Here is a 23,480-nt window from a genome sequence, read left to right on the forward strand (position 1 = left end):
AACCTGGGTCACAAACTGGCGAGCCCCGCCCCCGACGCAGGAGAGAAAAACACCATGGCAATGATGAGCAACCAGGAAGAGAAGCCCGACTACGCGGTGATCAACAACGCCGCCCGTTCGGTCGGTGCGCTCTTCCTCGATCGCGTCTCGAAGACCCCGGATCGGGTCGCGTTCGAGTTCCCGGACGCCGACGAGAACTGGCACTCCCTGACCTGGGCGGAGGTCGCCGTCCGCTCACGCAACATCGCCGCCGGTCTGATCAGCCTCGGCGTCGAGATGGAGGACCGCGTCGCGATCGCGAGTGCGACCCGCGTGGAGTGGGCGATCACCGACCTCGGCGTGATGCTCGCCGGTGCGGCCACCACCACGATCTACCCGACCTCCACCGTCGACGACACGCTGTTCATCATCGCCGACTCGGGCAGCAAAGTCGTCTTCACCGAGGACGACGCGCACAACACGATGTTGCGTGAGGGCCGTGACGCGATCGATTCCGTCGTCAAGGTCGTCACCTTCGACGGTGAATCGGACGGCGACTGGATCATCTCGTTGGCCGACCTGGAGAAGCTCGGCGCCGAGTACCTTGCCTCGCACGAGGGTGCGATCGAGGAGCGGGTCGACAAGATCGAACCGGAGCACCTGTCCACCCTCATCTACACCTCCGGCACCACCGGCCGCCCGAAGGGTGTGCGGCTGCCGCACCGCGCGTGGACCTACGAAGCTGCGGCCGTCGATTCGTCCAATCTGTTGGGGCCGGACGACAAGGCCTTCCTGTGGCTGCCGCTGGCCCACGTCTTCGGCAAGGTGCTGCTGACCCTTCCGCTGCAGATCGGATTCACCACCGCCATCGACGGCCGGGTCGACAAGATCGTCGAGAACCTCCCGGTGGTGAAGCCGGTGTGGATGGGCGCTGCACCGCGCATCTTCGAGAAGGTCTATGGCCGTATCTCGATCATGATGCGCGAGGAGGGCGGCGCGAAGGCGAAGTTGTTCGACTGGCACTCGGCCAACGCGCTCAAGGTGTCCGATGCCAACTCCAAGGGCGAAAAGCTCGGAGCTGCCACGGCCGCCATGCACAAGATCGGTGACGCAATCATCGCCAAGAAGATCCGTCAGCGGTTCGGTGGCAACATCCGCTTCTTCATCTCCGGTTCGGCCGCACTCAACCAGGACGTGGCCAAGTAGTTCGACGGGATGGGCATCCCGATCCTGGAGGGTTACGGACTCACCGAGACCAGTGCCGCTACGTTCGTCAACCGTCCCTACGCCAACATCCCGGGCACCGTCGGCTGGCCGCTGCCCGGCACCGAGGTGAAGATCGCCGAGGACGGCGAGATCCTGGTGAAGGGACCCGGCGTGATGCAGGGTTACCGCGGCATGGACGACGTCACCAAGGAAGTGCTCACCGACGACGGGTGGTTCCACACCGGCGACATCGGCGAGCTCAACCCGACCGGTCACCTGCGGGTCACCGACCGCAAGAAGGACCTCTTCAAGACCTCCAACGGCAAGTACGTCGCACCCAGCCAGATCGAGGCGATCTTCAAGGGCATCTGCCCCTTCGCCTCGCAACTGGTCGTCGAGGGCGACGGTCGCAAATTCGTGTCGGCGCTCATCACGCTCGACGAGGACGCCATCAAGGAATGGGCGGACGCGCACGGTGGCGACTTGAAGGGCGCCGACTACCAGACCATCGTCACCTCCGACCAGGTGCGCGAGATGGTGCAGGGATATGTCGACGAGCTCAACAGCAAGCTCGCCCGCTGGGAGCAGATCAAGCGGTTCATCATCCTGCCGCGCGACCTGTCGATCGAGGAGGGCGAGATCACGCCGAGCCTCAAGCTCAAGCGGAAGGTCGTCGTCAAGAAGTACAAGGACGACCTGGACACGCTCTACCAGGACTGATCCGAGCAGACAACCGTTCACGAAGGCCCGCGCCTGCCGCGCGGGCCTTCGTGCATCACTGCGTGTGTTCGACCAATGCCCGCCGCTCACCTACCCTGGAGTTCATGTCTGTGACCCCGCGTACCTCCGCTCCGGGTGAGTCCCTCTTCCACGATCTCGAGCCGCTGCTCGAGCGCGTCAGCAAGCCGATCCAGTACGTCGGCGGTGAGCTGAACAGCCAGACCAAGGACTGGAACTGCGGCGGCACCGGCCCGGACGGCCAGGAACTCACAGTTCGCTGGGCCCTGATGTACCCCGACGCGTACGAGGTCGGGCTGCCCAACCAGGGCGTGATGATCCTGTACGAAGTGCTCAACGAGCAGCCGAACGCTCTCGCCGAGCGCACGTACGCGATGTGGCCCGACATGGAAGCGCAGATGCGGGAGCACGGTCTGCCGCAGTTCACCGTCGACGGGCACCGCGCGGTGCGCGACTTCGACGTTTTCGGCCTGTCGTTCTCGACCGAGCTCGGTTACACCAACATGCTCACCGCGCTCGACCTGGCCGGTATCCCGCTGCACGCGGCCGACCGCGGCGACGACGACCCGATCGTGTTGGCCGGTGGTCACGCCGCGTTCAACCCTGAACCGATCTCCGACTTCATCGACTGTGCGGTCGTCGGCGACGGCGAGGAAGCCGTCCTGGCGATCACCACCCACATCGCTGCGTGGAAGGCCGAGGGACGTCCGGGCGGACGCCGCGAACTGCTGCTGCGCCTGGCGCGCACCGGGGGCGTCTACGTGCCGGCGTTCTACGACGTCGACTACCTCCCCGACGGCCGGATCAAGCGCGTCGCGCCCTCACCGCAGGCGCCCGGCGTCCCGTGGCGCGTGTCGAAGCACACCGTCATGGAACTCGACGAGTGGCCGTATCCGAAGCAGCCGCTGGTGCCGCTGGCCGAGACGGTGCACGAACGCATGTCGGTGGAGATCTTTCGCGGCTGCACCCGCGGCTGCCGGTTCTGTCAGGCGGGGATGATCACCCGTCCGGTGCGCGAACGCTCGATCACCGGTATCGGCGAGATGGTCCAGAAGGGCCTGGCCGCTACGGGATTCGAGGAAGTCGGACTGCTCTCACTCAGCTCCGCCGACCACACCGAGATCGCCGACCTGACCAAGGGCCTGGCCGACCGGTACGAGGGCACCCAGACCGGACTGTCACTCCCGTCCACCCGGGTGGACGCCTTCAACATCGACCTGGCGAACGAACTGACCCGCAACGGTCGTCGCTCCGGCCTGACCTTCGCCCCGGAGGGCGGCTCGGAACGCATCCGCAAGGTGATCAACAAGATGGTCACCGAGGACGACCTCATCAACACCGTCGCCGCCGCCTACGGTGCCGGCTGGCGCCAGGTGAAGCTGTACTTCATGTGCGGTCTGCCGACCGAGACCGACGAGGACGTGCTGCAGATCGCCGAGCTCGCCAAGCGGGTCATCGAGACCGGCCGACAGGTGAGTGGCCGCAAGGACATCCGCTGCACCGTCTCCATCGGTGGGTTCGTGCCCAAGCCGCACACTCCGTTCCAGTGGTGCGCGCAACTGGGCGCGGAGGAGACCGACGCCCGTCTGCAGAAACTGCGTGACGCGATCCGCTCCGACAAGCGGTACGGCAGCTCGATCGGCATGCGCTACCACGACGGTCAGCCGGGCATCGTCGAAGGACTGCTCTCGCGCGGTGATCGTCGCATCGGACGCGTCATCGAGGCCGTCTGGCGCGACGGCGGACGCTTCGACGGGTGGAGCGAGCACTTCTCCTACGAGCGTTGGATGCGTTGTGCCGAGGAGGCTCTGGAGCCGTACGGCGTGGACGTCGCCTGGTACACCACGCGTGAACGCGGCGAGACCGAGGTGCTCGCGTGGGATCACCTGGATTCCGGCCTGGACAAGGAATGGCTCTGGGACGACTGGCAGGACGCCCTCGACGAGACCGAGGTCGACGACTGCCGCTGGACCCCGTGCTTCGACTGCGGTGTCTGCCCTCAGATGGGCACCGAGATCCAGATCGGTCCGACCGGCAAGAAGCTGCTGCCGCTGAGTGTCGTCTGATCGCCTGCACCGCAAGCGATTTCGGGTGACCCGTGGTTGTATCGGGCACGTGATTTCCGGTGACCGGTGAAACTGTGCGCGACGTCCGGACCTGGCACCGCGGCCCGCTGGAGGGTCCGGTCGATCTCGCTGTCGGTGCTACGTCGAGGGCTCCGCCGGGACGCTGACCGCTCAGACCTGCAACTCGCCGACGGTCGAGTGCACGTTCTCGGCGTCCTTCTCGGTGAGCTGCTTGCGACCGGCGTGAATGGTCGGGCACACGGCGGCCGCGATGATGCAGAGGGCACCGGCGGCGTAGAACGCCAGGTCGTAGGTGCCGCGGTCGTCCCTGATCCAGCCGGCGGCGCTCGCGGTGACGGCTGCACCGAGTTGGTGGCTCGCGAACACCCAACCGAAGACGATCGGCGCACGTTCGCCGAAGTGTTGTCTGCACAGCGCCATGGTCGGCGGCACGGTCGCGACCCAGTCGAGGCCGTAGAACAGGATGAACGCGAACATGTTCAGCTGCACCGAATCGCTGAACAAGGTCGGCAACGCGAACAGCGACAACCCGCGTCCGGCGTAGTAGATGCCGAGCAGGAGTCTGGGGTCGAAGCGGTCGGTCAACCACCCGGACGCGATCGTGCCGACGATGTCGAAGACGCCGACCAGGGCCAGCAGTCCGGCGGCCGCCTGCTCGCCCATCCCGTGGTCCATCGCGGCCGGAATGAAGTGCGTCCCGACGAGTCCGTTGGTACTCGCTCCGCAGATCGCGAACGTGCCGGCCAGCAGCCAGAAGGCCCGGCTGTGCAAGGCCTGCCGAAGGGTCGTGACCGCGAGTTTCGCTGCGTTCTGCACCGGCACGGACGCCGGTGGGTCGCTTTCCGTGGCGCCGTACGCCCGGACGCCGAGGTCCTCGGGCCGGTTGCGTATGAACAGGACGACGAGAGGCACCGCGCACAGCGCAGCCACGCCGATCGTGGTGGATGCAGCGCGCCAGCCCTGGGTGGTCAGCAGCCATGCCATCACCGGCAGGAACGCCAGCTGGCCGGTGGCGTTCGCGGCGCTGAGAACACCCGACACCAACCCCCGCTGCTGCACGAACCAGCGTCCGGTGATCGTGGCGACCAGGGACATGGAGATCGACCCGGTGCCGAGGCCGATCAGCACGCCCCAGCAGGCGATGAGTTGCCACGGCTCGGTCATCCAGCGGGGCAGGATCGACCCGAGTCCGATGAGGATCAGCGCGACCACCATCACCGGTCGCACGCCGAATCGCTCCATGAGCGCGGCAGAGAACGGCGCGGTCAGACCGAAGAGGATCAGGTTGATCGAGACCGCGGTGCCCATCAGGCCCATCGGCCAGCCGAACTCGCCGTGCAGGGGGTGCATCAACACCCCTGGCGCAGCACGGAAGCCGGCCGAACCCATCATCGTCAGCAGCGTGACGAGGGCGATGATCCACGCCGGGTGGATCGCGAACCTGCGTGCTCTCACTGCGCCATGATGCACCTCGAACCCGACGGTGACGAGAGCGTTCCGCCATCCGTTCGGACGACTGTGGGCCGGGCGGCGTACGCTGATCCGCCATGGCCAAACGAGTACCCGAAGGTCCGCCTCCCGCACCGGTCGTGCAGAAGCTGCGGGTGCAGTACGCCAAGCGTGGACGGCTGCGGTTCACCTCCACCCGCGACTTCCAGCGGGCGCTCGAACGCGCAGTGCGCCGCGCTGAAATCCCGATCGCCTTCTCTGCCGGTTTCCACCCCCACCCGCGCATCAGTTACGCGAACGCGGCCGCGACGGGCACCGCGAGCGAGGCCGAGTACTTCGAACTCGCGTTGCAGCGCGAATGCGATCCCGAGCAGGTGCGGATCGCGCTCGACGAAGCCCTCCCGGAGGGTCTCGACGTCATCAAGGTCGCTCCGGCGCAGGGCGGTTCGCTGGCCGACAGTCTGCAGGCCAGTGACTGGCGGTTGCAGTTCGAAGGCACGGACGAGGCAGCGCTCGCCGCGGCGCTGGACGTGTTGCTCGCGCAGGAGCGCGTCGAGGTCACCCGGATGATGAAGTCCGGTCCGCGCACCTTCGACGTGCGCTCGGCGATCAAGAAGGCAACGGCACAGGGGAGCGTGCTGGAGATCTCGTTGGAGCACACGACGCCGAGTGTGCGGCCGGACGACGTCCTGTCTGCCCTGAAGCAGGTCTCCGGCATCGAGTTCGCGCGCTCGCCGCTGACCACCCGGTTGCGGCAGGGCACACCGCACGACGACGGTCTCATTGCCGACCCGCTCGCCTGAACGACCCGCCGCTTCCGCCCGCAACCCTTCCGGGTGAGCGGTGTGCGATACTCGGTAACGGTCACGCTGCCCACCACGCCGGCGTCGTGCCCCGCCGAGGTTCCGGCCGAACGGTGCGCCCCATCAGCGAGAGCGCGCCGGCCAGAGCACCCGACGGCATCGTCGCAGTGCCGCGCAACGCGCGAGCTGCCCCGATGTAACAGACGACTTCTCGTCGCCGCCCGGACTTCGGGACGGCGGCGGCAGACACCGCGACATGCGGAGTGTGCGGGATGCGAATCTCAGGGCGTGGGCGGCTCCGCGTGCTGATCCACAAAGGAGGGCCATGGGCCCCCAGCAGAACGAACCCGGCAGTCTTTTCTCGGCGCAGTCGGATGGCGATGCCACTGCCAAGTCCACCGATCAGGAGCGTCCGTCCGTACCGGCGGTACCGCCCAGCTTCGGGCTGATCTTCCAGACGCCAGACCTCGAGGTGCGGGTGCCGCGTCGCCGTGCCCAGGACGACGCCGATGACAACGAGGACGCGGGCGGTAACGACGCGCCGGTCGGCCGTTCGAACTCCGATTCGGACGAAACCGACGATTCGATCGACGGCGGCGGACGTGGCCGTCGTCGCGGCGGACGCGGTCGGCGCACGCGCGGCCAGAACGACGACAACCACGCCGACGGCCAGAACGAGAGCCGCGACCATGGTCGTGACCGGAGTCAGGACGACCAGGAGTCCGACGCCGACTCCGAGCAGAAGTCCGAGGACAAGCCGAACCAGCGCTCGGGCCGCGGGCGGAACAACCGCAACAAGCGATCCGATCGCGGTGGCGATGGCGGTCAGGGCCCCGACGACAACAACCACGACTCCGACGACACGGATGACTCGGGTGACGGTGCGGACGACACGTCCGACGACGGCGGCCAGGACAACTCCGACGACAACTCCGATGATGCGAACAGCCGTCGGCGCACCCGTCGCCGTCGCCGCAGTGGTACCTCCGCCGACGGGGACGACCCGCCCGGCACGGTGACCAAGGTGCGCGAGCCGCGCAAGGAGCGCGACGAGGTCACCGCGATCAAGGGTTCGACCCGTCTGGAGGCCAAGAAGCAGCGCCGCCGGGAGGGCCGCGAGGCAGGTCGTCGGCGTACCTCGATCACCGAGGCCGAGTTCCTCGCCCGCCGCGAGAGCGTCGAGCGCGTCATGGTCGTGCGTGAGCGTGACGGTCGCACCCAGATCGGCGTCCTGGAGGACGGTGTCCTGGTCGAGCACTACGTCTCGCGTGAGACCCAGCAGTCCTCGATGGCCGGCAACGTCTACCTCGGCCGCGTCCAGAACGTGCTGCCGAGCATGGAAGCCGCGTTCGTCGACATCGGTCGCGGACGCAACGCGGTCCTGTACGCCGGCGAGGTCAACTGGGACGCCGCCGGCCTCGACAACCAGCCCAAGCGGATCGAGCATGCGCTCTCCTCGGGTGAGTCGGTGCTGGTGCAGGTGACCAAGGACCCGATCGGTCACAAAGGCGCCCGTCTGACCTCGCAGGTCTCGCTGCCGGGTCGGTTCCTGGTGTACGTGCCGGGCAACTCGATGACCGGTATCTCCCGCAAGCTGCCCGACAATGAGCGCGCCCGCCTGAAGAAGATCCTCAAGGAGGTCGTCCCGGCCGACGCGGGCGTCATCGTCCGCACCGCCGCGGAGGGCGCCAGCGAGGAGGACCTGCGCGCCGACGTCGAGCGTCTGCAGGCCACCTGGGAGCAGATCCAGAAGGCCAGCAAAAGCCAGAACGCACCGTCGCTGCTGCACGGTGAGCCCGACCTGACGCTGCGCGTGATCCGTGACGTCTTCAATGAGGACTTCAGCAAGCTGATCGTCGCCGGCGACACGTCCTGGGACGAGGTGTCGGACTACATCGGCACCGTCGCTCCCGACCTGGCCGAGCGCCTGGAGAAGTGGACCGGCGAGACCGATCTGTTCACCGTGCACCGCGTGGACGAGCAGCTGACCAAGGCGCTCGACCGCAAGGTCTGGCTCCCCTCGGGTGGCTCGCTGGTGATCGACCGCACCGAGGCGATGACGGTCGTCGACGTCAACACCGGCAAGTTCATCGGCTCCGGCGGCAACCTGGAGGAGACGGTCACCCGCAACAACCTCGAGGCCGCCGAGGAGATCGTTCGACAGCTGCGCCTGCGCGACATCGGCGGAATCATCGTCGTCGACTTCATCGACATGGTGCTGGAGTCCAACCGCGACCTGGTCGTGCGCCGCCTCCTGGAATGCCTCGGACGTGACCGCACCAAGCACCAGGTCGCCGAGGTGACCTCGCTGGGTCTGGTCCAGATGACCCGCAAGCGCGTAGGCAGCGGACTGCTGGAGATCTTCTCCGAGAACTGTGTGCACTGCGACGGACGCGGCGTGATCGTGCACGACGCGCCCGTCGAGAAGTCCGGCGGCAACAACGCCGGCAACGGCAACAACGGCAACTCCGGCAGTGGCAACAACTCCGGCGGCAACAACGGCAACGGTGGCGGTGGCAACAGCCGGCGCAGCAAGCGCGGACGCAAGGAGGACGAGCCCGAGCAGCAGCCGAAGTCCTCCGGTCCGACGGCGGCCCAGATCGCCGCAGCGGCGCACGCCGCTGCAGCAAAGAAGGCCGAAGCCGCACAGGCCGCCGGTGACGACGCCCACGTCGAGCTCGACCTCGACGTGGACGCGCCGACCTCGCAGGTCGAGATGAGTGAGCGCGGCGTCGACGAGCGCCCGGTCGCCGACGTGACCGCGTCCGTCGTGGGAGCATCCGCGGCCCCGGTCCTCCAGGCGCCCGCAACGACCGAGCCGCCGGCGCGCAAGCGTCGCGGGTCCCGTCGCGCGGGTTCGCCTTCGGTTGCTCCGGCGAGTGCGCCCGAGCCGCAGGAGGTGCCGCAGACCGTGGTGGCCGCCGAGGCCCCCGATGCCGGTTCGCGCGAGATCGTCGCGGACGAGCCGGAGCAGGCTCCCGCGGCGCCGGTGAAGCGGCGTCCGCGTCGTGCCCGGGTCGTTTCTCCGGCAGGACCGCCCGCGAATTTGGAGCAGGACCCGACCGACCGGTAAAGTTGTCCCTCGGTGTGCCCACCGAGCCGACGTCCCTCACGGGGTAGCTGTTGGCCGGTCATACAGAGCGAGTACGCCAAGACGAAAGTGAGTTACGACGTGTACGCGATTGTTCGCGCGGGCGGACGCCAGGAGAAGGTCTCCGTGGGCGACGTCCTGATCATTGACAAGGTGGCCGTCAAGGCCGGCGAGTCCATCGACCTGGCCCCGCTGCTGCTGGTCGACGGCGACAAGGTGACCTCCGACGCCGCCAAGCTGGCGAAGGTCTCGGTCAAGGCCGAGGTCGTCGAGTCCGCCAAGGGCCCGAAGATCACCATCATGAAGTACAAGAACAAGACCGGTTACCGCAAGCGTCAGGGCCACCGTCAGCCGCTGACCCGAGTCAAGGTCACCGCGATCGAGGCCTGAGCCTCGACTGCGACGAACAACGGATAGGTAGGCACAGACATGGCACACAAGAAGGGTGCGTCTTCGACCCGTAACGGTCGCGACTCCAACGCGCAGCGTCTTGGCGTGAAGCGCTTCGGCGGTCAGGTCGTCGGCGCCGGCGAGATCATCGTCCGCCAGCGCGGTACCCACTTCCACCCCGGTGAGGGCGTCGGACGTGGCAAGGACGACACGCTGTTCGCGCTCGTCCCGGGCTCGGTCGAGTTCGGCAGCAAGCGTGGCCGCAAGACGGTCAACATCGTCCAGGTCGAGGCCTGATCAGGCTTCGTCTCCAAGACATTCGACAGGGTGGGTCCGAGATGATCGGACCCACCCTGTCGGTTTCATCCACAGGTTTCCCTTTGAACGGAAGGTTCAGCGATGGCGACCAACTTCGTCGACCGGGTGCTGCTGCACGTCAGCGCCGGTAAGGGCGGCCACGGCGTCGCATCGGTGAAACGCGAGAAGTTCAAGCCGCTCGGTGGCCCCGACGGCGGCAACGGCGGACGCGGCGGCGATGTCGTGCTCGAGGTCGACACCCAGGTGACGACGCTGCTGGAGTACCACCACACTCCCAACCGCAAGGCCACCAACGGCAAGCCCGGCGCCGGTGACGAGCGCAACGGTGCCGACGGCGAAGACCTCGTCCTGCGGGTGCCGGAGGGCACGGTCGTCAAGGACACCCGGGGCGAGATCCTCGCCGACCTCGTCGGTGACGGCGTCCGATTCATCGTGGCCCGCGGCGGACGCGGTGGGTTGGGCAACAAGGCGCTCTCCTCGCCGCGGCGCAAGGCCCCTGGTTTCGCGCTGCTGGGTGAGCCCGGTGACGAGTTGGACGTCGTGCTGGAGCTGAAAACGCTCGCCGACGTCGCGCTCATCGGTTTTCCCTCCGCGGGCAAGTCCTCACTGGTCTCGGTGATGTCGGCCGCGAAGCCGAAGATCGCCGACTACCCGTTCACCACGCTCGTCCCGAACCTCGGTGTGGTCACGGCAGGCTCCGAGCGCTACACGATCGCCGACGTCCCCGGACTTATCCCCGGCGCGAGCCAGGGCAAGGGCCTCGGTCTGGAGTTCCTGCGTCACGTGGAGCGCTGCTCGGTGCTGGTGCACGTGGTCGACTGCGCGACCCTGGAACCCGGCCGCGACCCGATGACCGACCTCGACGTCATCGAGCACGAGCTCTCGGAGTACGTGCCCGACGCGACCCTCGGCGGCAAGCCGTTGGCCGAGCGCACCCGCATCGTCGTGCTGAACAAGGCCGACGTGCCGGACGCACTCGAACTCGCCGAGTTCGTCAAGCCCGATCTCGAGGCCCGCGGCCTGGAGGTGCACATCGTCTCCGCCGTCGCGCACCGTGGGCTCAAGGAACTGTCGTTCTCACTCGCCAAGCACGTCGCACAGGCCCGCGCCGAGATCGAACGCGACACGGCACCGACACGAACCGTGTTGCGTCCCAAGGCAGTCGACGACTCCGGCTTCACGATCAAGAAGGAAGGCCCGGCCGACGAACCGGTCTTTCGCGTCGTCGGCGAGCGCCCCACCCGCTGGGTGCGCCAGACCGACTTCGCCAACGACGAGGCTGTCGGCTATCTGGCCGACCGCCTGGCCCGCCTCGGCGTCGAGGAAGCACTGTTCAAGGCCGGCGCCGTGCCCGGTTCGACCGTCGTGATCGGCCCGGCCGACAACGCGGTCGTCTTCGACTGGGAGCCCACGCTGCAGGCCGGAGCCGAGTTGCTCGGTGCCCGTGGCACCGACCTGCGCCTGGATGAGGGCCCGGCGCGTCCCACCCGGTCGGAGAAGCGGGAGGACTTCCACGCGCGCAAGGACGCCCAGCGCGAAGCGCGTGAGGAGCTGTGGACCGAGCGTGACGCCGGCGTCTGGACCGACGACGAGTGAACCGCAACGCAGTGTGGGTCGCTGCCGTCGCAGCGTTCCTCAGTGAGATCGCGCTGTTCGTCGGTGCCGGATATGCCGCCGCCAGGATCGCGCCGGGTGCATGGGCCATTCCTGCTGTCATCCTCGTGGTCGTGCTCCTCGGCCTGACCTGGAATCGCTGGATGTCACCGAACGCGGACCACCGGCTGCGTCCGGGCCATCGGATGCTGTTGGGCTGCGCACTCTTTCTCGGTGTCGCTGCCGTGCTCTCGGCGGCCGGGGTGTGGTGGGGACCGGTGTTCGGCCTCGCCGGATGCGCCGCGACCGTGGTCGCCCAACCCGTGACCGAACAACTGCACGTATCCTCGCGGTCGTGACCTCCGACCTGCGCGCCGCCGTCCGGACGGCGAACCGACTGGTCGTCAAGATCGGCTCGAGTTCGCTGACCCGCCCCGGGGGAGGCCTGGATCCGGACGCCGTCACCGCGCTGTCCGATGTCCTTGCCGCGCGCCGTCTCGAGGGCAGCGACGTCGTCCTGGTGTCCTCCGGCGCGATCGCGGCCGGTCTCGCGCCATTGCAATTGGCCCGTCGTCCGCGTGACCTGGCCACCCAGCAGGCTGCTGCCAGTGTCGGTCAGGGTGCACTGATGGCCGCCTACACCGCGGCCTTCGCCCGCCACGACCTCGTGGTCGGCCAGGTGCTGCTGACCAGTGACGACGTGACCCGCCGGGGTCACTACACGAACGCCAAACGCACCCTCGATCGCTTGTTCGCGATGGGCGCGGTACCGGTTGTCAACGAGAACGACACGATCGCCACCCACGAGATCCGGTTCGGTGACAACGACCGGCTCGCGGCATTGGTCGCGCACTTGATCAGCGCGGACGCGCTCGTGCTGCTGTCCGACGTCGACGCGCTGTACGACGGACCTCCCTCGCGCCCCGGCACCTCGCGTATCGAGACGGTGCTGGACGAGTCCGAACTCGACGGCATCGACGTCGGGGGCTCCGGTTCGTCGGTCGGCACCGGTGGGATGGTGACCAAGGTCGAGGCAGCTCGGATCGCCACCGGCGCCGGGGTGACGACCGTCCTGACGAGTGCCTCCCAGGCCGCGGCAGCGATCGCGGGGCAGGACGTCGGCACCGTGTTCGCACCTCAGCCGCGCGTCCGCCGGGCTCGGCATCTCTGGCTGGCCCACGCCACCACCTCCCGCGGGCGCCTGATGCTCGACGACGGCGCCGTCGCTGCTGTTGTGCAGCGCGGAAAGTCGTTGCTACCTGCCGGGATTCGCTCGGTGAGCGGCAAGTTCGCCGCCGGCGACCCGGTCGATCTGTGCGCCCTCGACGGCACCGTCGTCGCGCGCGGCCTGGTCAACTACGACGCCCACGAACTGCCGGAGTTGCTCGGCCGCGGCACCAAAGAACTGGCTGCCGCGTTGGGGCCGGAGTACGAACGAGAAGTGATCCACCGCGACGACCTGGTCGTGCTGCGAAAGGGAACCCGATGAGCCAGCCGTCCGAACCCGGATCGGGCTCGCACGAAGAACCCACCGCGGCCGAGCAGGCAGCGGCGGACGCGGAGAAGAATCCGCCCACCAAGGAGTGGTGGGACGACCCCAACCTGCCCTGGCAGGGCAAGCCGAGCAAGCAGGACAAACAGTGCTGGGCCGCGATCGCGCTGCTCGGCCTCTACGGCATCATCCTGCTGCCGCTGCGTCCGATCCTGCTCGGACTTGACTCCTACGTGCTCGCGTTCGTCACCGGATCGAACATCGCCATGGCCGACATCGGCGCCAAGCTCGCGACTGGCGACGAGCCCTGGTGGTGGGTGGCGCTGCTCGCAGCAGCCCTGACCTCGGTGAAGTTCGACTGGATCTTCTGGTGGGCCGGCAAACTCTGGGGTCACGACATCATCCGGGTCATGTCCGGACGCTCGAAGTGGGCAGCTCGTACCGGTGCCGCCGCCGAGCGGCTGGCACGCAAGTACGGCGCACCCGCGATCTTCCTGTCCTGGTTCATCCCGTTCCTGCCCGGCGCGATCGTCGCGGCGTTCGTCGGTGACGTCGGAATGAAGCTGCGTAAGTACATGCTGATCGACTTCATCGGCGCGCTCTGCTACCGCGCTGTGTGGATGTATCTCGGGTTCAACATCGGTGAACCCGCGAAGGACCTGGTGAAGGTGATCGCGAAGTACGCCAACTGGTTCGCTGTCGCGATGCTGATCTTCATCTTCGTCAGCACCTTCCTGCGCACCCGTCGCCAGCAGCGCGAGGCTGCGTCCTGACCGTGCGCGTCCTGGTCACCGGTGCGTCCGGCGCGCTCGGCAGGCAGGTCGTCCGCGCGCTCGCCGTGCGTGGTGACGACGTCGTAGCCACCGTGCATCGCGCGCCGGTCGGTCTGAATCGTCCCTAAACCGCTGGTTGAGCTAGGTGTCCGACGAAGGCTTGTACTGAGTTGTCGCTTCGCCGCTGGTTGAGTCATGCGCCCGACGGAGGAGGGCGCATGCGCCGAAACCCGGTGACCGTGAACGGCTACCCGACCGCACGGGGCTGATTCATGAAGCGTCGTGCACGGAGTCGGGGTAGGTGATGTAGGTGCGGCCGGTGCGGGAGGTCCAGGTGCAGACTCCGTCGTCGCTCATGTCGTAGTCCCAGTGCTTCTTGGTCTTCGCGTCGTGGTGGTGGCGGCAGAGTGCGGCGAGGTTGTGCCCGGCGGTGGGTCCCTGGGGCCATTCGATGACGTGGTCGATGTCGCACCTGATGGCGGCGCGTGTGCACATGGGGAACCGGCAGGTTTGGTCGCGTTGCTGGACGAACTGCCTGATCCGCGGCGTGGGCTCGTACACGGTTGTCGAGGTTTCACCAGTGACTCCGGTGTCGGCGTTGACCAGTGCTCGGGTGAGGCGGCAACCGAACTGCTCGATCAACGCGTCGAGCACTTCGGGCCGGATGAACCCGATCCCGGCGATGCGTGCCCACCCCGTTGTGTAGCAGTGGTCCGATTCGCGTGCTGTTGAGTCGGATTCGGTGCCATCAGTGTCGGCGGGCGCTCCGGAATGGTCAGGACCTCGCGGGGATGAGGTGGATTGTCCGGGTGGTGGTGACCCGTCGTCCGGGGACGCCTCGGGCTCGTGTTCCGGGTCGTCGGTGGCACGTTTGGCCGCGGTCGCAGCCTGTTCCTCACGTTCCTCGCGCACGACAGGGACCTGGATCACGACCTGGTAGCTCACGTCAGCACCTTGGGTGACGAGGTCGTGCAACGCGCCGAGGCGGAGTTGTCCGAGCGTCGGCTTCGCATCTGTGGCCGGGTCATCGGCCTTTGATGGGTTCTTGGCGCGTTGATCAGCGAGTTGGTCGACCGCGCCGTAGATGCGGGCGATCTGGTCGGCCGGGCCGATGGCGCACAGTTCGGCCATGCCTGGTATGTCGGAGGGTCGAACCCAGACACCGGTGGTTTCCTTGGCTTCTTTGACCCGCGCCTTCTTTGCAGCCTCGGCCTCCCATTGCGTCACCAACGTGCGCGCGGCGGTCTTCACCTTCAGGTAGCCCCAGGTGTCGAAGCCTTTCGTGTCGAGCAGGTGCTGCTCGACCCGGTGAGAGGTTTCGGGTGAAGCGCTCACCAGCTCGGAGGCAACGAGGCTGACTTTCCAGTACGGGATCGAACCCTCGACCGCGGCCGCCAACAGACCGGGCGTTTTGGTGCACGCGTCGATGGAGTTGCTCAGCTTGCTCGACGCGGTGCGGGGTGCCATCTGACACGCAGCCGCCAGGTCGGTGTCGGCGAACGGTGCTTGGTGTCCGAGCGGGTGTTCGACCTTGGTGGTGACCCCGGTGTCGGAATCGACCAGCTCTTCGTCGATCGCTGCGTACCGGGCCATGGCCATCGCCTGGACCGCCTGGGAGGTGGATGCCAACTGGGTGGAACCGGTCACTGCTTTCTCGAGCATGCGATGGTCATCGACGTCGACGGATCGGGTGGTGGCGATGGACCCGGTGTTGCGCACGGCGTCTGATTCGAGCCGGTGGAACGCTTCCCGGGAGATCCGGTTCGCGAACGTCAGCATCTCCGCGGGCGATCCCAAAGCGTTCAGAAGCTGGTTCAACAAACGCTGCTTCGGGTCCGAAAGAGATTGCAGCAGAACGAATTCCACCGGTGAGACCGGTTCGTAGAACTCGTAGCTGACGGCCATGAAGAAACTCTAGGCGGGACCACCGACAACCCCCGTCGGTGAGCCGACGGCATGGTCGCGCAGGTTTGATTTGCGTCTCGACACACCTACTCAGACGGCAGGATCTCCGGTCGCAACAGGCGCCGTGCGTTGAGGACGACGAGGTACTGGCTGTGGCCATGGCGTTCGCGGCGACTCCTGCAGGTCCCGCATCCAGGGCTGTCGCCGACAGGGTCGCCCGTGAAGTGCGAAATCGACACCATAGGGACAGTTACGACTTCCGCGAGGGGGCCGCACGTGCGGTGCTCAAACACCTTGCTGGTGGTGGCGACGAAGAGATTCCGTACTGGGCCTAGGACCACACCGGGTCGGTACCAGGCCCGCATCTGGACAACGTCGACGGTCGTGGCAGCCTCGGATCTACGCTTGATCCATGAGCGCCGCCGTGTCCCAAACCGCCGTCAGCTCCATTGAGCGCGTCCAGGCTGCCGGCCTGCGTGCACGAGCGGCGAGCAAGCGGCTGGCCCTGCTCAGCCGCGCCGAGAAGGACACAGCTCTGGTCGCACTGGCCGACGCGTTGCGGGCGGCGGCCGACCGGATCGTCAACGCCAATGCAGAGGACATCGAACGCGGCCGCATCGGCGGCATGACCGAGAGCCTTCAGGACCGTCTCCGGCTCACTCCCGAACGGATCGCGTCCATCGCTCAGGCACTCCAGGACGTTGCCTCGTTGCCCGACCCGATCGGTGAGGTCGTGCGCGGCTCCACCTTGGCGAATGGCTTGCAGATCAAGCAGATTCGGGTGCCGATGGGTGTCGTCGGAATGGTCTACGAGGCGCGTCCGAATGTCACCGTCGACGCTGCCGGACTCGGTCTGAAGAGCGGCAACGCGATGATCCTGCGCGGTGGGTCGGCCGCTGCGTCCAGCAACGCGGTCATTGTCGAGGTGCTCCGTGTGGCTCTCGAAGCGCACGGGCTGCCTGCCGACTCGGTGCAACTGCTCGACGGTGGCCACGAGGACGTCGACGCACTCATCACCGCCCGCGGTCTGGTCGATCTGGTGATCCCGCGCGGGGGAGCGGCACTGATCCAGCGCGTCGTGCTCGGCGCGACCGTGCCCGTGATCGAGACCGGCATCGGCAACGTCCACGTCTACATCGACTCCGCCGCCAACCTCGAGACGGCGCGCGCGATCACGTTCAACGCCAAGACCCATCGTCCGAGCGTCTGCAATGCGGCCGAAACGCTGCTGGTGCACCGCGACATCGCGGCGACCTTCCTGCCGGACGCCCTGAAGCAACTCGCGGACGCCGGCGTCAAGCTCTACCTCGACGACGATTCGCGCGCCATTGCAGGCGATGTGCCGAACGAACCGGTCACCGACGAACTGTTCGGCACCGAGTTCCACGGCCTGGAGATGAGCGTCGGTGTCGTCGACTCACTCGAGGCCGCGATCGATCACATCGACCGATTCGGCACCCAACACACCGAGGTGATCGTCACCGAGAACCGCGCGGCCTCCCGCGAGTTCGTCGCCCGCGTCGATGCGGCTGTCGTGATGGTGAACGCGTCCTCGAGGTTCACCGACGGGGGAGAGTTCGGGTTCGGCGCCGAGATCGGGATCTCCACCCAGAAGCTGCACGCCCGTGGCCCGATGGCGCTGCCGGAACTCACCAGCACCAAGTGGGTTGTCGAGGGCGACGGACAGATCCGAGTCTGAGCCGCAGCCTCCGGAGAGGCACGCCTGCCGCCCTCGACACCAGACGGTAAGGTGGCCGTCATGACGTCGCGTGTCCTGACCATCGTCGCCGAAGGCGATGTGCCCCCGCTGCACCACAACGAACTGCCGATGCCGCACCTGATGTACGGCCTGATCGCGCTGGTGGTGTTCGCGCTGATGTTCGGCATCCTGTGGTCGTTCCGCAACACCTCGCCCAAGCTCGGCGAGCAGGTGCCGCACGACAACCCGAAGGTCACCAACCGCGACGAACGGTCGGATCACTGACCATCCGCCTGGGGGTCATGGGCGGCACCTTCGACCCCATCCACCACGGCCACCTGGTCGCGGCCAGCGAGGTGCAGGCGACGCTCGATCTCGACGAGGTCGTGTTCGTCCCCACCGGGCAGCCGTGGCAGAAGGAAGGCCGCGACGTCGCTCCGGCCGAGCACCGTTACTTGATGACGGTCATCGCCACGGCGTCCAACCCGCGCTTCACGGTGAGCCGCGTCGACATCGATCGGGCCGGACCGACCTACACCCTCGACACCCTGCGCGATCTGAAGACCCAGCGTCCGGACGCCGAACTCTTCTTCATCACCGGTGCCGACGCCCTGTCGCAGATCCTTTCCTGGAAGGGAGTCCAGGAACTCTGGGACCTCGCGCACTTCATCGGAGTCACCCGGCCCGGACACGAACTGTCCGACAAGGGGCTGCCCAAGGACAAGGTGACGCTCAAGGAGATCCCGGCGATGGCCATCAGCTCCACGGACTGCCGCGACCGGGTCCACGACGACAAACCGGTCTGGTACCTCGTCCCTGACGGCGTCGTCCAGTACATCAACAAATATCAGCTCTACCTGCCCGGCGGCGGAGAGTTGCAGGAGGAACAGTGACCGCCACCCCCGAGGCGATCAATCTCGCCAAGGCTGCAGCAGCCGCTGCCGACGAACTCAAGGCGACCACGATCGTCGCGCTCGACGTCAGCGAGCATCTCGCGCTGACCGACGTCTTCCTCATCGCCTCCGCCGACAACGAACGACAGGTGGACGCCATCGTCGGCGCGATCGAGGACGCCCTGCTCGCGCGCAAGGTGAAGCCGGTGCGCCGTGAAGGCCGCGGCGGCGGACGCTGGGTGCTGATCGACTTCGGCGACATCGTCGTCCACGTGCAGCACGACGACGAGCGTGAGTTCTACCAACTCGAGCGACTGTGGCGTGACTGCCCCACGATCGACCTCGAACTACCGAGCGGCGCCGACGAAACGGACGCGGCCACGACCGACGCCGAATGATCGCGGCGATCCCGGGACCGTCCGAGCGGCTTATGCTCAGCAAGAACCCGAAGCGTTTGATCGTGCTGCGTCACGGCCAGACCACCCACAACGCAGGCGGCATCTGGCAAGGCCAGCTCGACACCGAACTCTCCGAGGTCGGCCTTCAGCAGGCCGCAGCGGCAGCGACGGTGCTCGCCGAACGCACACCGGATGTCGTTCGCTCCAGTGACCTGCGCCGCGCGTACGCCACCGCGCAGGCGGTGGTCGGGCTGACCGGCCAGGACATCGAATCCGATCCGCGGTTGCGCGAAATCAATGTCGGTGAGTGGCAAGGAAAGTCGGGCGAGGAAGTCCGCGAACGCCACGGCGCCGAGCTGGACGCGATCGCCCGCGGCGAGGACGTCCGGCGCGGTGAGACCGGTGAGACCGTCGCCGAGGTCGCCGCCCGCGCGCTCGCCGCGACGAAGGACCTCATCGACGAACTCCCGGCGGGCGGCCTCGGGCTGATCGTCACCCACGGCGTCGCCGGCCGCGCGCTCGCTGCGTCCCTGGTCGGCATCGACCTGCACGCCGCCTGGCTCGCGCTCGGCGGGCTGCACAACTGCCACTGGGTGGAACTGTCCGAAGGCGCCCACGGCTGGCGCATCGAGAAGTGGAACGCACACGCATGAGCAAGACCTCCCGCCACGGCGAACGCCGCCGCTTCAGCCCGAACATGCTGCGTCGCGGCATGAACCTCTACCCGCCGTTTCTCGGAATGGGGTTACGGGTCAAGGAGTTCAGCGACGACTGGACCGTCTGCCGGGTGGAGCTCAAGCTCACCCGCTTCAACCGCAACCAGCAAGGCACCGCCTACGGTGGCTCCATCGGCGCGATGTCCGACGCCTTCCACGCCCTGCTGCTCATGCACCAGCTCGGCACCGACTACTACGTGTGGGACAAGGCCGCCGAGATCGAGTACGTCAGCCCCGGTGTCGGCACCGTCTACGGACGCTTCGAGGTCTCGGCCGAGATGGCCGAGGCGATCCGCGCCGAGGCGGCGTCGGGGCAGAAGGTGCTGCCGTGGTTCGAGACCGAGCTCACCCTGCGCGACGGCACCGTCGTGGCACGCGTCCGGCGCCAGCTCTACGTGCGCAAGAAGCGTGCGACGCGCGAGGTCACGCCTGATCGTCCCCGGAGCCGCGATCTTCGATCGGGTCTTCGATCGGGTGCGGACGGCTCATCCGCGGGATGACCAGCGGGGTGTGCGATTCGGGGTCTTCGATCACCCGGCACGCGAGCCCGAAAACCTGCTCCACAAGGTCGGCGGTCAGCACCTGTGACGGCGCTCCCTGGCCGACGATGACACCGCCGCGCATCGCCGCAGCGAGTCAACGATGACGTGTGGTTCTTGGGCCCGGCCCCACCGGCGCCGGGCTGGTGCTTCAGGACTTGCAGAAGTTCTTCGCTACCAACTGACCATCGCGCGGCTGCGCCCGGCATCCCACCGCGTCCGTGGGTCGGGTGCAGTCGCGCGCAACCAGGTGGTTTGCGCGGCGCGTACGGGTCAAGACCGCACGGCCCGACCCGATTTGGTGTCGTGGGGGAGGGTAAGTAAGCTAATCCAGTCGCCCGCACGGGGCAGACAACCCACCTGGGGCATTGGCGCAGTTGGTAGCGCGCTTCCATGGCATGGAAGAGGTCAGGGGTTCGAATCCCCTATGCTCCACCCCACGCACAAGGCTCGAATCCTTGCCATCTTGGATGGTTTCGGTTCGGGCCTTGTTGCTGTCTTGGGCCCAGGTGAGGGCGTTGGCGTTGATCTGGGGATCGAGGAGCATTTCGAAGGGGCGGTTGTTCTCGACGCGGAGTTGGTCGTCTTCGTCGATGTAGATCTTGATGAAGAAGGCTTGGTTGCAGAGGCGTCGGTTGGCGTTGTCGCAGCGTTCGTGGACATCGGCGCCGATGGCGGAACGCCAGCTCGTTGCCGCTCTCGAAGGCCTCCAGTAGTCGGAGGTGGGTGTCGAATCCCAATGGGCCAGTGTCGTCCTCCAGGAACTCGACCTACTGCGTCCATTAGGCCGCCTGAAGTACGTCCCCATCGTCGACGTCGTGCTTGCGCGCGCTCGGATGGATCCTTCACACGGCGAACTGGGTTGGGAAGAACGATCGACTTTCGTCATGAGGGAAACGTCACGTCCAACTGCTCCGCGACCGAACTGACGGCCGCGGGGCAAGCGTGCCGCCGGCGCGTGCTCGCAGGAAACTGTGGGTGGGCCCCACTGTTCTTCTGCTCATGAAAGCGACTGGAGCGGGGCCGGCCCGGGTTCGAAGACCTACCAAAGGCTTCCATCTGGTCTAGCCTCTGGGAGCATCCTCCTGCTGGCTCCTCTCGAGAGCGTCCAGGTCGCGGATTGCGTACCGCAAGTGTTCCCACTCCTCTTCGAGGATCGTCCGGACGCACGACAGGACGGTCTCCTGGTGCTCAGGGGCATGCGGGTTGGGTCGAGTCGACGTCAGTTCGTCGTCGGAGACGGACCCCAGGAACTCCCGGACCATGCCCACTCGGTCGGCTCGGGCCTGCAGCACCTCGGCCCAGCCGGGGGACGCCACGCTGAAAACGCTGGTGTCGCGACCGTCCTCGACGAAGCTTGTGTCCGGCAGACCAGCGGGGTGATAGGGCTGCTCCACGCCCTGCACTGCCTTGCGGAGCCACGTGTCCGTCGCCATGACAAGGTGGCGCACCGTCTGCGCGAATGACCATTCGTCCCCGATCTGGGCATCCACCGAACCTGGTTGCATGGCGTCCACGCGTCGGATCGCCGACTGCCATGCGTGTTCGACGGCGGCCCAGGCGTCGCGCAGACCGTCCGCACTGGAAGCTCGACGAAGGGCACGGCCGGGGAACCGGCAACCATCGCATGTTGCAGTGAATGCAACTGTTCACACTTGCAAACGACGCCTATTCGTCTGGTTCGGTACCCAACTGCTCCGACGATAACAGCGTGATCTCGCGGATGCCGGGATCTGAGTTGACACGGTGATGCACTGTCCCATACTTTGTTGCATCTAATGCAAGATTTTGGGGCCTCTCCAGCGGCGCTTCGGCTGCTCACGTCAGCGTCGAACGTCGCATTGGCGAACCCGGAGGAACAGGTCTTCAACGCGATGATCGAGGGCTGGCGGAACCAGCAGTTGTCACGCGGGCTCCGCGAGCAAACGATTCGAAATCGGACGGCGACGGTGTCGCGGTTCCGTGATTTCGTGGACAAGCCCCGTGGAGGTGGACGGTCGCCGATGTGGATGAGTTCACCGCGGAATCGGGCGGACGCACTCGCACGCTGTCGACGATGCGCGCCAATCACGGGTCCATCCGGGGATTCTGCGACTACCTCACGAACCCGTTGTACGACTGGATGGAGATCTGCGACCGGGAGTTCGGTGAGGTCCCGTCCCAGGTGTGTCTGCCGTGGAACACGGTCGCGCACCGGTTTGAGTTCGAGGGGGACGGGAAACGCCGCCCGTTCACGTACGACGAGATCGAGCGCCTGTTCGACACCGCCGACGCTCGCGTCGAGCTGCTCGTGGCGTCGGGCCGGAAGGGCGCTCTCGGGGCGTTGCGTGACGCACAACTGCTGAAGACGGTCTACGCGTTCGGGTTGCGCCGCACGGAGGCGGTGATGCTCGACACCGTCGACCTGCACCACAACGCAAAGATGCGCCAGTGGGGGCGTTACGGCGCGATACACGTGCGGTGGGCGAAGGCTGCAGGAGGTGGTGCGCCGCGGCGGCGGACGGTGCTGCTGGTGCCCGAGTTCGACTGGTGGGTGCCGGGCATGCAGCAATGGCTCGAGCAGGCCCGGGAACGCTTCGCGCCCGGAGTTGACCTTGACGCGCTCTGGGTGACCGAGCGTCGCACGCGTCTGTCCGCCGGGTATCTCGACCGGAGGTTCGCGGAGCTGCGGGACGAGGCTGGCCTGTCGAAGGATCTGACGCTGCACAGCCTCCGGCATTCCTACGTCACGCATTTGCTGGAGTTCGGCTATGCCGATCGATTCGTCCAGGAGCAGGTCGGGCACATGCACGCCTCGACGACCTCGATCTACGCCTCCGTCAGTTCGGACTACAAGAACCGGGTGCTCGCGGAAGCACTGAAGGCCCTCATCGAAGGAGAAGCTGATGACCGTTGAGCTCGACACCGGATGGAATCTCCGCAGAGTGATGGCTTCGCGCGGGATCTTCCAGACCTCCAAGCTGAAGCCACTGCTCGAGGAACGCGGGATCGACCTGTCCAGGGAGCAGGTGTATCGGCTGGTGACGCAACCGCCTCAGCGGGTGCGTCTCGACGTGTTGGCGGCGTTGTGCGATGCGCTGGAGTGCTCACTCGACGATCTCGTGACAATCGCTCGCCGAGAGGCATCGACCCCGGTGGCCGTGGGCGAGGAAGCGACGCGCGGGTCGATCGGTGATCTCCGTCCTGTCCGCGCAACCATCCGCCGTCCGCGTACGAAGTAGCCACGGTGGCCAAGCCTCCGCAGCAGCCGAGAGTCACGGAAGTTATCGACCTCGTGCGTCCCCTCGTTCCCGAGATCTTGCCCGAGCGTCTCGCTGAGATCGTGCATTCGGTTGCGCCAGTGCCCCTCACGCAGCGGCTTCTTGAGCTCGCGCTGATCAAGCAGCCTGGGGTCCTCGAGGGGCGGCATGC

General features: G+C 66.9%; 21 protein-coding genes, 1 tRNA gene and 1 pseudogene. 20 read left to right on the forward strand and 3 right to left on the reverse strand.

Annotation, left to right across the window (positions count from 1 at the left end):
• Positions 1-63 precede the first annotated feature (63 nt).
• Both EU513_RS09260 and EU513_RS09265 read left to right on the forward strand, forming a co-directional pair.
• Positions 64-1,905, forward strand: a pseudogene (locus EU513_RS09260) (long-chain fatty acid--CoA ligase).
• A 104-nt stretch (positions 1,906-2,009) separates the two neighbouring features.
• Positions 2,010-3,989, forward strand: coding sequence for a TIGR03960 family B12-binding radical SAM protein (locus tag EU513_RS09265; protein WP_129625613.1), 1,980 nt, complete (start codon positions 2,010-2,012; stop codon positions 3,987-3,989).
• Positions 3,990-4,160: 171 nt separating this feature from the next.
• Here EU513_RS09265 and EU513_RS09270 read toward each other — a convergent pair whose 3' ends face one another.
• Positions 4,161-5,465 carry an MFS transporter gene (locus tag EU513_RS09270; protein ID WP_240795995.1) on the reverse strand — a complete coding sequence of 435 codons (1,305 nt, stop codon included), beginning with the start codon at positions 5,463-5,465 and terminating at the stop codon, positions 4,161-4,163.
• Between the two features lie 92 nt (positions 5,466-5,557).
• Here EU513_RS09270 and EU513_RS09275 point away from each other — a divergent pair, with 92 nt between their 5' ends.
• The 9 genes from EU513_RS09275 (at position 5,558) to EU513_RS09315 (ending at position 14,047) form a co-directional block, all read left to right on the forward strand.
• Positions 5,558-6,262 (forward strand): TIGR03936 family radical SAM-associated protein, encoded by a 705-nt coding sequence (locus EU513_RS09275; RefSeq protein ID WP_129625614.1) that lies wholly within the window; start codon positions 5,558-5,560, stop codon positions 6,260-6,262.
• A gap of 256 nt (positions 6,263-6,518) precedes the next feature.
• Positions 6,519-9,335, forward strand: a complete 2,817-nt coding sequence (locus EU513_RS09280; protein ID WP_129625615.1) for an Rne/Rng family ribonuclease — start codon at positions 6,519-6,521, stop codon at positions 9,333-9,335.
• Between the two features lie 99 nt (positions 9,336-9,434).
• Complete coding sequence (gene rplU, locus EU513_RS09285; protein WP_129625616.1) at positions 9,435-9,743, forward strand: 50S ribosomal protein L21; 309 nt, start codon at positions 9,435-9,437, stop codon at positions 9,741-9,743.
• A 39-nt stretch (positions 9,744-9,782) separates the two neighbouring features.
• Entirely contained in the window at positions 9,783-10,040 is a 258-nt protein-coding gene (gene rpmA / locus EU513_RS09290; protein ID WP_129625617.1) for a 50S ribosomal protein L27, read from the forward strand.
• A 102-nt stretch (positions 10,041-10,142) separates the two neighbouring features.
• A complete protein-coding gene (gene obgE / locus EU513_RS09295) occupies positions 10,143-11,657 on the forward strand; it encodes a GTPase ObgE (protein ID WP_129625618.1) in 1,515 nt (504 codons plus the stop codon).
• Positions 11,654-12,013: a DUF2568 domain-containing protein gene (locus EU513_RS09300; RefSeq protein WP_168990226.1), complete on the forward strand. Its 360-nt coding sequence runs from the start codon at positions 11,654-11,656 to the stop codon at positions 12,011-12,013. Before obgE ends, EU513_RS09300 begins: the two co-directional genes overlap by 4 nt.
• Complete coding sequence (gene proB, locus EU513_RS09305; protein ID WP_240795997.1) at positions 12,010-13,143, forward strand: glutamate 5-kinase; 1,134 nt, start codon at positions 12,010-12,012, stop codon at positions 13,141-13,143. Before EU513_RS09300 ends, proB begins: the two co-directional genes overlap by 4 nt.
• Positions 13,140-13,919: a DedA family protein gene (locus EU513_RS09310; RefSeq protein ID WP_129625621.1), complete on the forward strand. Its 780-nt coding sequence runs from the start codon at positions 13,140-13,142 to the stop codon at positions 13,917-13,919. Before proB ends, EU513_RS09310 begins: the two co-directional genes overlap by 4 nt.
• A gap of 2 nt (positions 13,920-13,921) precedes the next feature.
• The gene (locus EU513_RS09315) at positions 13,922-14,047 is read left to right on the forward strand and encodes an NAD-dependent epimerase/dehydratase family protein (protein WP_129625622.1); all 126 of its coding nucleotides are present in this window, start codon (positions 13,922-13,924) and stop codon (positions 14,045-14,047) included.
• Between the two features lie 142 nt (positions 14,048-14,189).
• On the opposite strand, the gene EU513_RS09320 is transcribed toward EU513_RS09315, so the two are convergent.
• Entirely contained in the window at positions 14,190-15,824 is a 1,635-nt protein-coding gene (locus EU513_RS09320) for a hypothetical protein (protein ID WP_129625623.1), read from the reverse strand.
• A 412-nt stretch (positions 15,825-16,236) separates the two neighbouring features.
• On the opposite strand from EU513_RS09320, the gene EU513_RS09325 reads away from it, so the two are divergent.
• From EU513_RS09325 to EU513_RS09360, 7 genes are all read left to right on the forward strand, one after another.
• Complete coding sequence (locus EU513_RS09325) at positions 16,237-17,523, forward strand: glutamate-5-semialdehyde dehydrogenase (RefSeq protein WP_129625624.1); 1,287 nt, start codon at positions 16,237-16,239, stop codon at positions 17,521-17,523.
• Between the two features lie 60 nt (positions 17,524-17,583).
• Positions 17,584-17,808: a hypothetical protein gene (locus EU513_RS09330; protein ID WP_129625625.1), complete on the forward strand. Its 225-nt coding sequence runs from the start codon at positions 17,584-17,586 to the stop codon at positions 17,806-17,808.
• A gap of 17 nt (positions 17,809-17,825) precedes the next feature.
• A complete protein-coding gene (nadD, locus tag EU513_RS09335) occupies positions 17,826-18,416 on the forward strand; it encodes a nicotinate-nucleotide adenylyltransferase (protein ID WP_129625626.1) in 591 nt (196 codons plus the stop codon).
• Positions 18,413-18,814 carry a ribosome silencing factor gene (rsfS, locus tag EU513_RS09340; protein ID WP_129625627.1) on the forward strand — a complete coding sequence of 134 codons (402 nt, stop codon included), beginning with the start codon at positions 18,413-18,415 and terminating at the stop codon, positions 18,812-18,814. Before nadD ends, rsfS begins: the two co-directional genes overlap by 4 nt.
• Before the next feature lie 32 nt (positions 18,815-18,846).
• Complete coding sequence (locus tag EU513_RS09345; protein WP_240795998.1) at positions 18,847-19,467, forward strand: histidine phosphatase family protein; 621 nt, start codon at positions 18,847-18,849, stop codon at positions 19,465-19,467.
• On the forward strand, positions 19,464-20,030 hold the full coding sequence (locus tag EU513_RS09350) for a DUF4442 domain-containing protein (RefSeq protein WP_129625629.1): 567 nt from the start codon (positions 19,464-19,466) through the stop codon (positions 20,028-20,030). Before EU513_RS09345 ends, EU513_RS09350 begins: the two co-directional genes overlap by 4 nt.
• A gap of 401 nt (positions 20,031-20,431) precedes the next feature.
• A tRNA-Ala gene (locus EU513_RS09360) sits at positions 20,432-20,504 on the forward strand.
• A 629-nt stretch (positions 20,505-21,133) separates the two neighbouring features.
• Here the strand turns inward: EU513_RS09360 and EU513_RS09365 are convergent.
• Positions 21,134-21,640: a DinB family protein gene (locus tag EU513_RS09365; protein ID WP_129625630.1), complete on the reverse strand. Its 507-nt coding sequence runs from the start codon at positions 21,638-21,640 to the stop codon at positions 21,134-21,136.
• Positions 21,641-22,074: 434 nt separating this feature from the next.
• Here EU513_RS09365 and EU513_RS16380 point away from each other — a divergent pair, with 434 nt between their 5' ends.
• Positions 22,075-22,965, forward strand: coding sequence for a tyrosine-type recombinase/integrase (locus EU513_RS16380; protein ID WP_305037033.1), 891 nt, complete (start codon positions 22,075-22,077; stop codon positions 22,963-22,965).
• The gene (locus tag EU513_RS09375) at positions 22,955-23,290 is read left to right on the forward strand and encodes a helix-turn-helix transcriptional regulator (RefSeq protein ID WP_026936353.1); all 336 of its coding nucleotides are present in this window, start codon (positions 22,955-22,957) and stop codon (positions 23,288-23,290) included. Before EU513_RS16380 ends, EU513_RS09375 begins: the two co-directional genes overlap by 11 nt.
• Positions 23,291-23,480: the final 190 nt, after the last annotated feature.

The sequence above is a fragment of the Yimella sp. RIT 621 genome, from assembly GCF_004146205.1.
Lineage (GTDB): Bacteria > Actinomycetota > Actinomycetes > Actinomycetales > Dermatophilaceae > Yimella > Yimella lutea.

What these genes read in the sequence shown, in the direction of transcription:
- EU513_RS09320 (WP_129625623.1), bottom strand. Translation starts at nt 15,824, where the DNA reads ATGGCCGTCAGCTACGAGTTCTACGAACCGGTCTCACCGGTGGAATTC.
- EU513_RS09310 (WP_129625621.1), top strand. Translation starts at nt 13,140, where the DNA reads ATGAGCCAGCCGTCCGAACCCGGATCGGGCTCGCACGAAGAACCCACC.
- EU513_RS09330 (WP_129625625.1), top strand. Translation starts at nt 17,584, where the DNA reads ATGACGTCGCGTGTCCTGACCATCGTCGCCGAAGGCGATGTGCCCCCG.
- rpmA (WP_129625617.1), top strand. Translation starts at nt 9,783, where the DNA reads ATGGCACACAAGAAGGGTGCGTCTTCGACCCGTAACGGTCGCGACTCC.
- EU513_RS09265 (WP_129625613.1), top strand. Translation starts at nt 2,010, where the DNA reads ATGTCTGTGACCCCGCGTACCTCCGCTCCGGGTGAGTCCCTCTTCCAC.
- EU513_RS09275 (WP_129625614.1), top strand. Translation starts at nt 5,558, where the DNA reads ATGGCCAAACGAGTACCCGAAGGTCCGCCTCCCGCACCGGTCGTGCAG.
- EU513_RS09280 (WP_129625615.1), top strand. Translation starts at nt 6,519, where the DNA reads ATGCGGAGTGTGCGGGATGCGAATCTCAGGGCGTGGGCGGCTCCGCGT.
- EU513_RS09345 (WP_240795998.1), top strand. Translation starts at nt 18,847, where the DNA reads ATGCTCAGCAAGAACCCGAAGCGTTTGATCGTGCTGCGTCACGGCCAG.
- nadD (WP_129625626.1), top strand. Translation starts at nt 17,826, where the DNA reads ATGGGCGGCACCTTCGACCCCATCCACCACGGCCACCTGGTCGCGGCC.
- EU513_RS09325 (WP_129625624.1), top strand. Translation starts at nt 16,237, where the DNA reads ATGAGCGCCGCCGTGTCCCAAACCGCCGTCAGCTCCATTGAGCGCGTC.
- obgE (WP_129625618.1), top strand. Translation starts at nt 10,143, where the DNA reads ATGGCGACCAACTTCGTCGACCGGGTGCTGCTGCACGTCAGCGCCGGT.
- EU513_RS09350 (WP_129625629.1), top strand. Translation starts at nt 19,464, where the DNA reads ATGAGCAAGACCTCCCGCCACGGCGAACGCCGCCGCTTCAGCCCGAAC.
- EU513_RS09375 (WP_026936353.1), top strand. Translation starts at nt 22,955, where the DNA reads ATGACCGTTGAGCTCGACACCGGATGGAATCTCCGCAGAGTGATGGCT.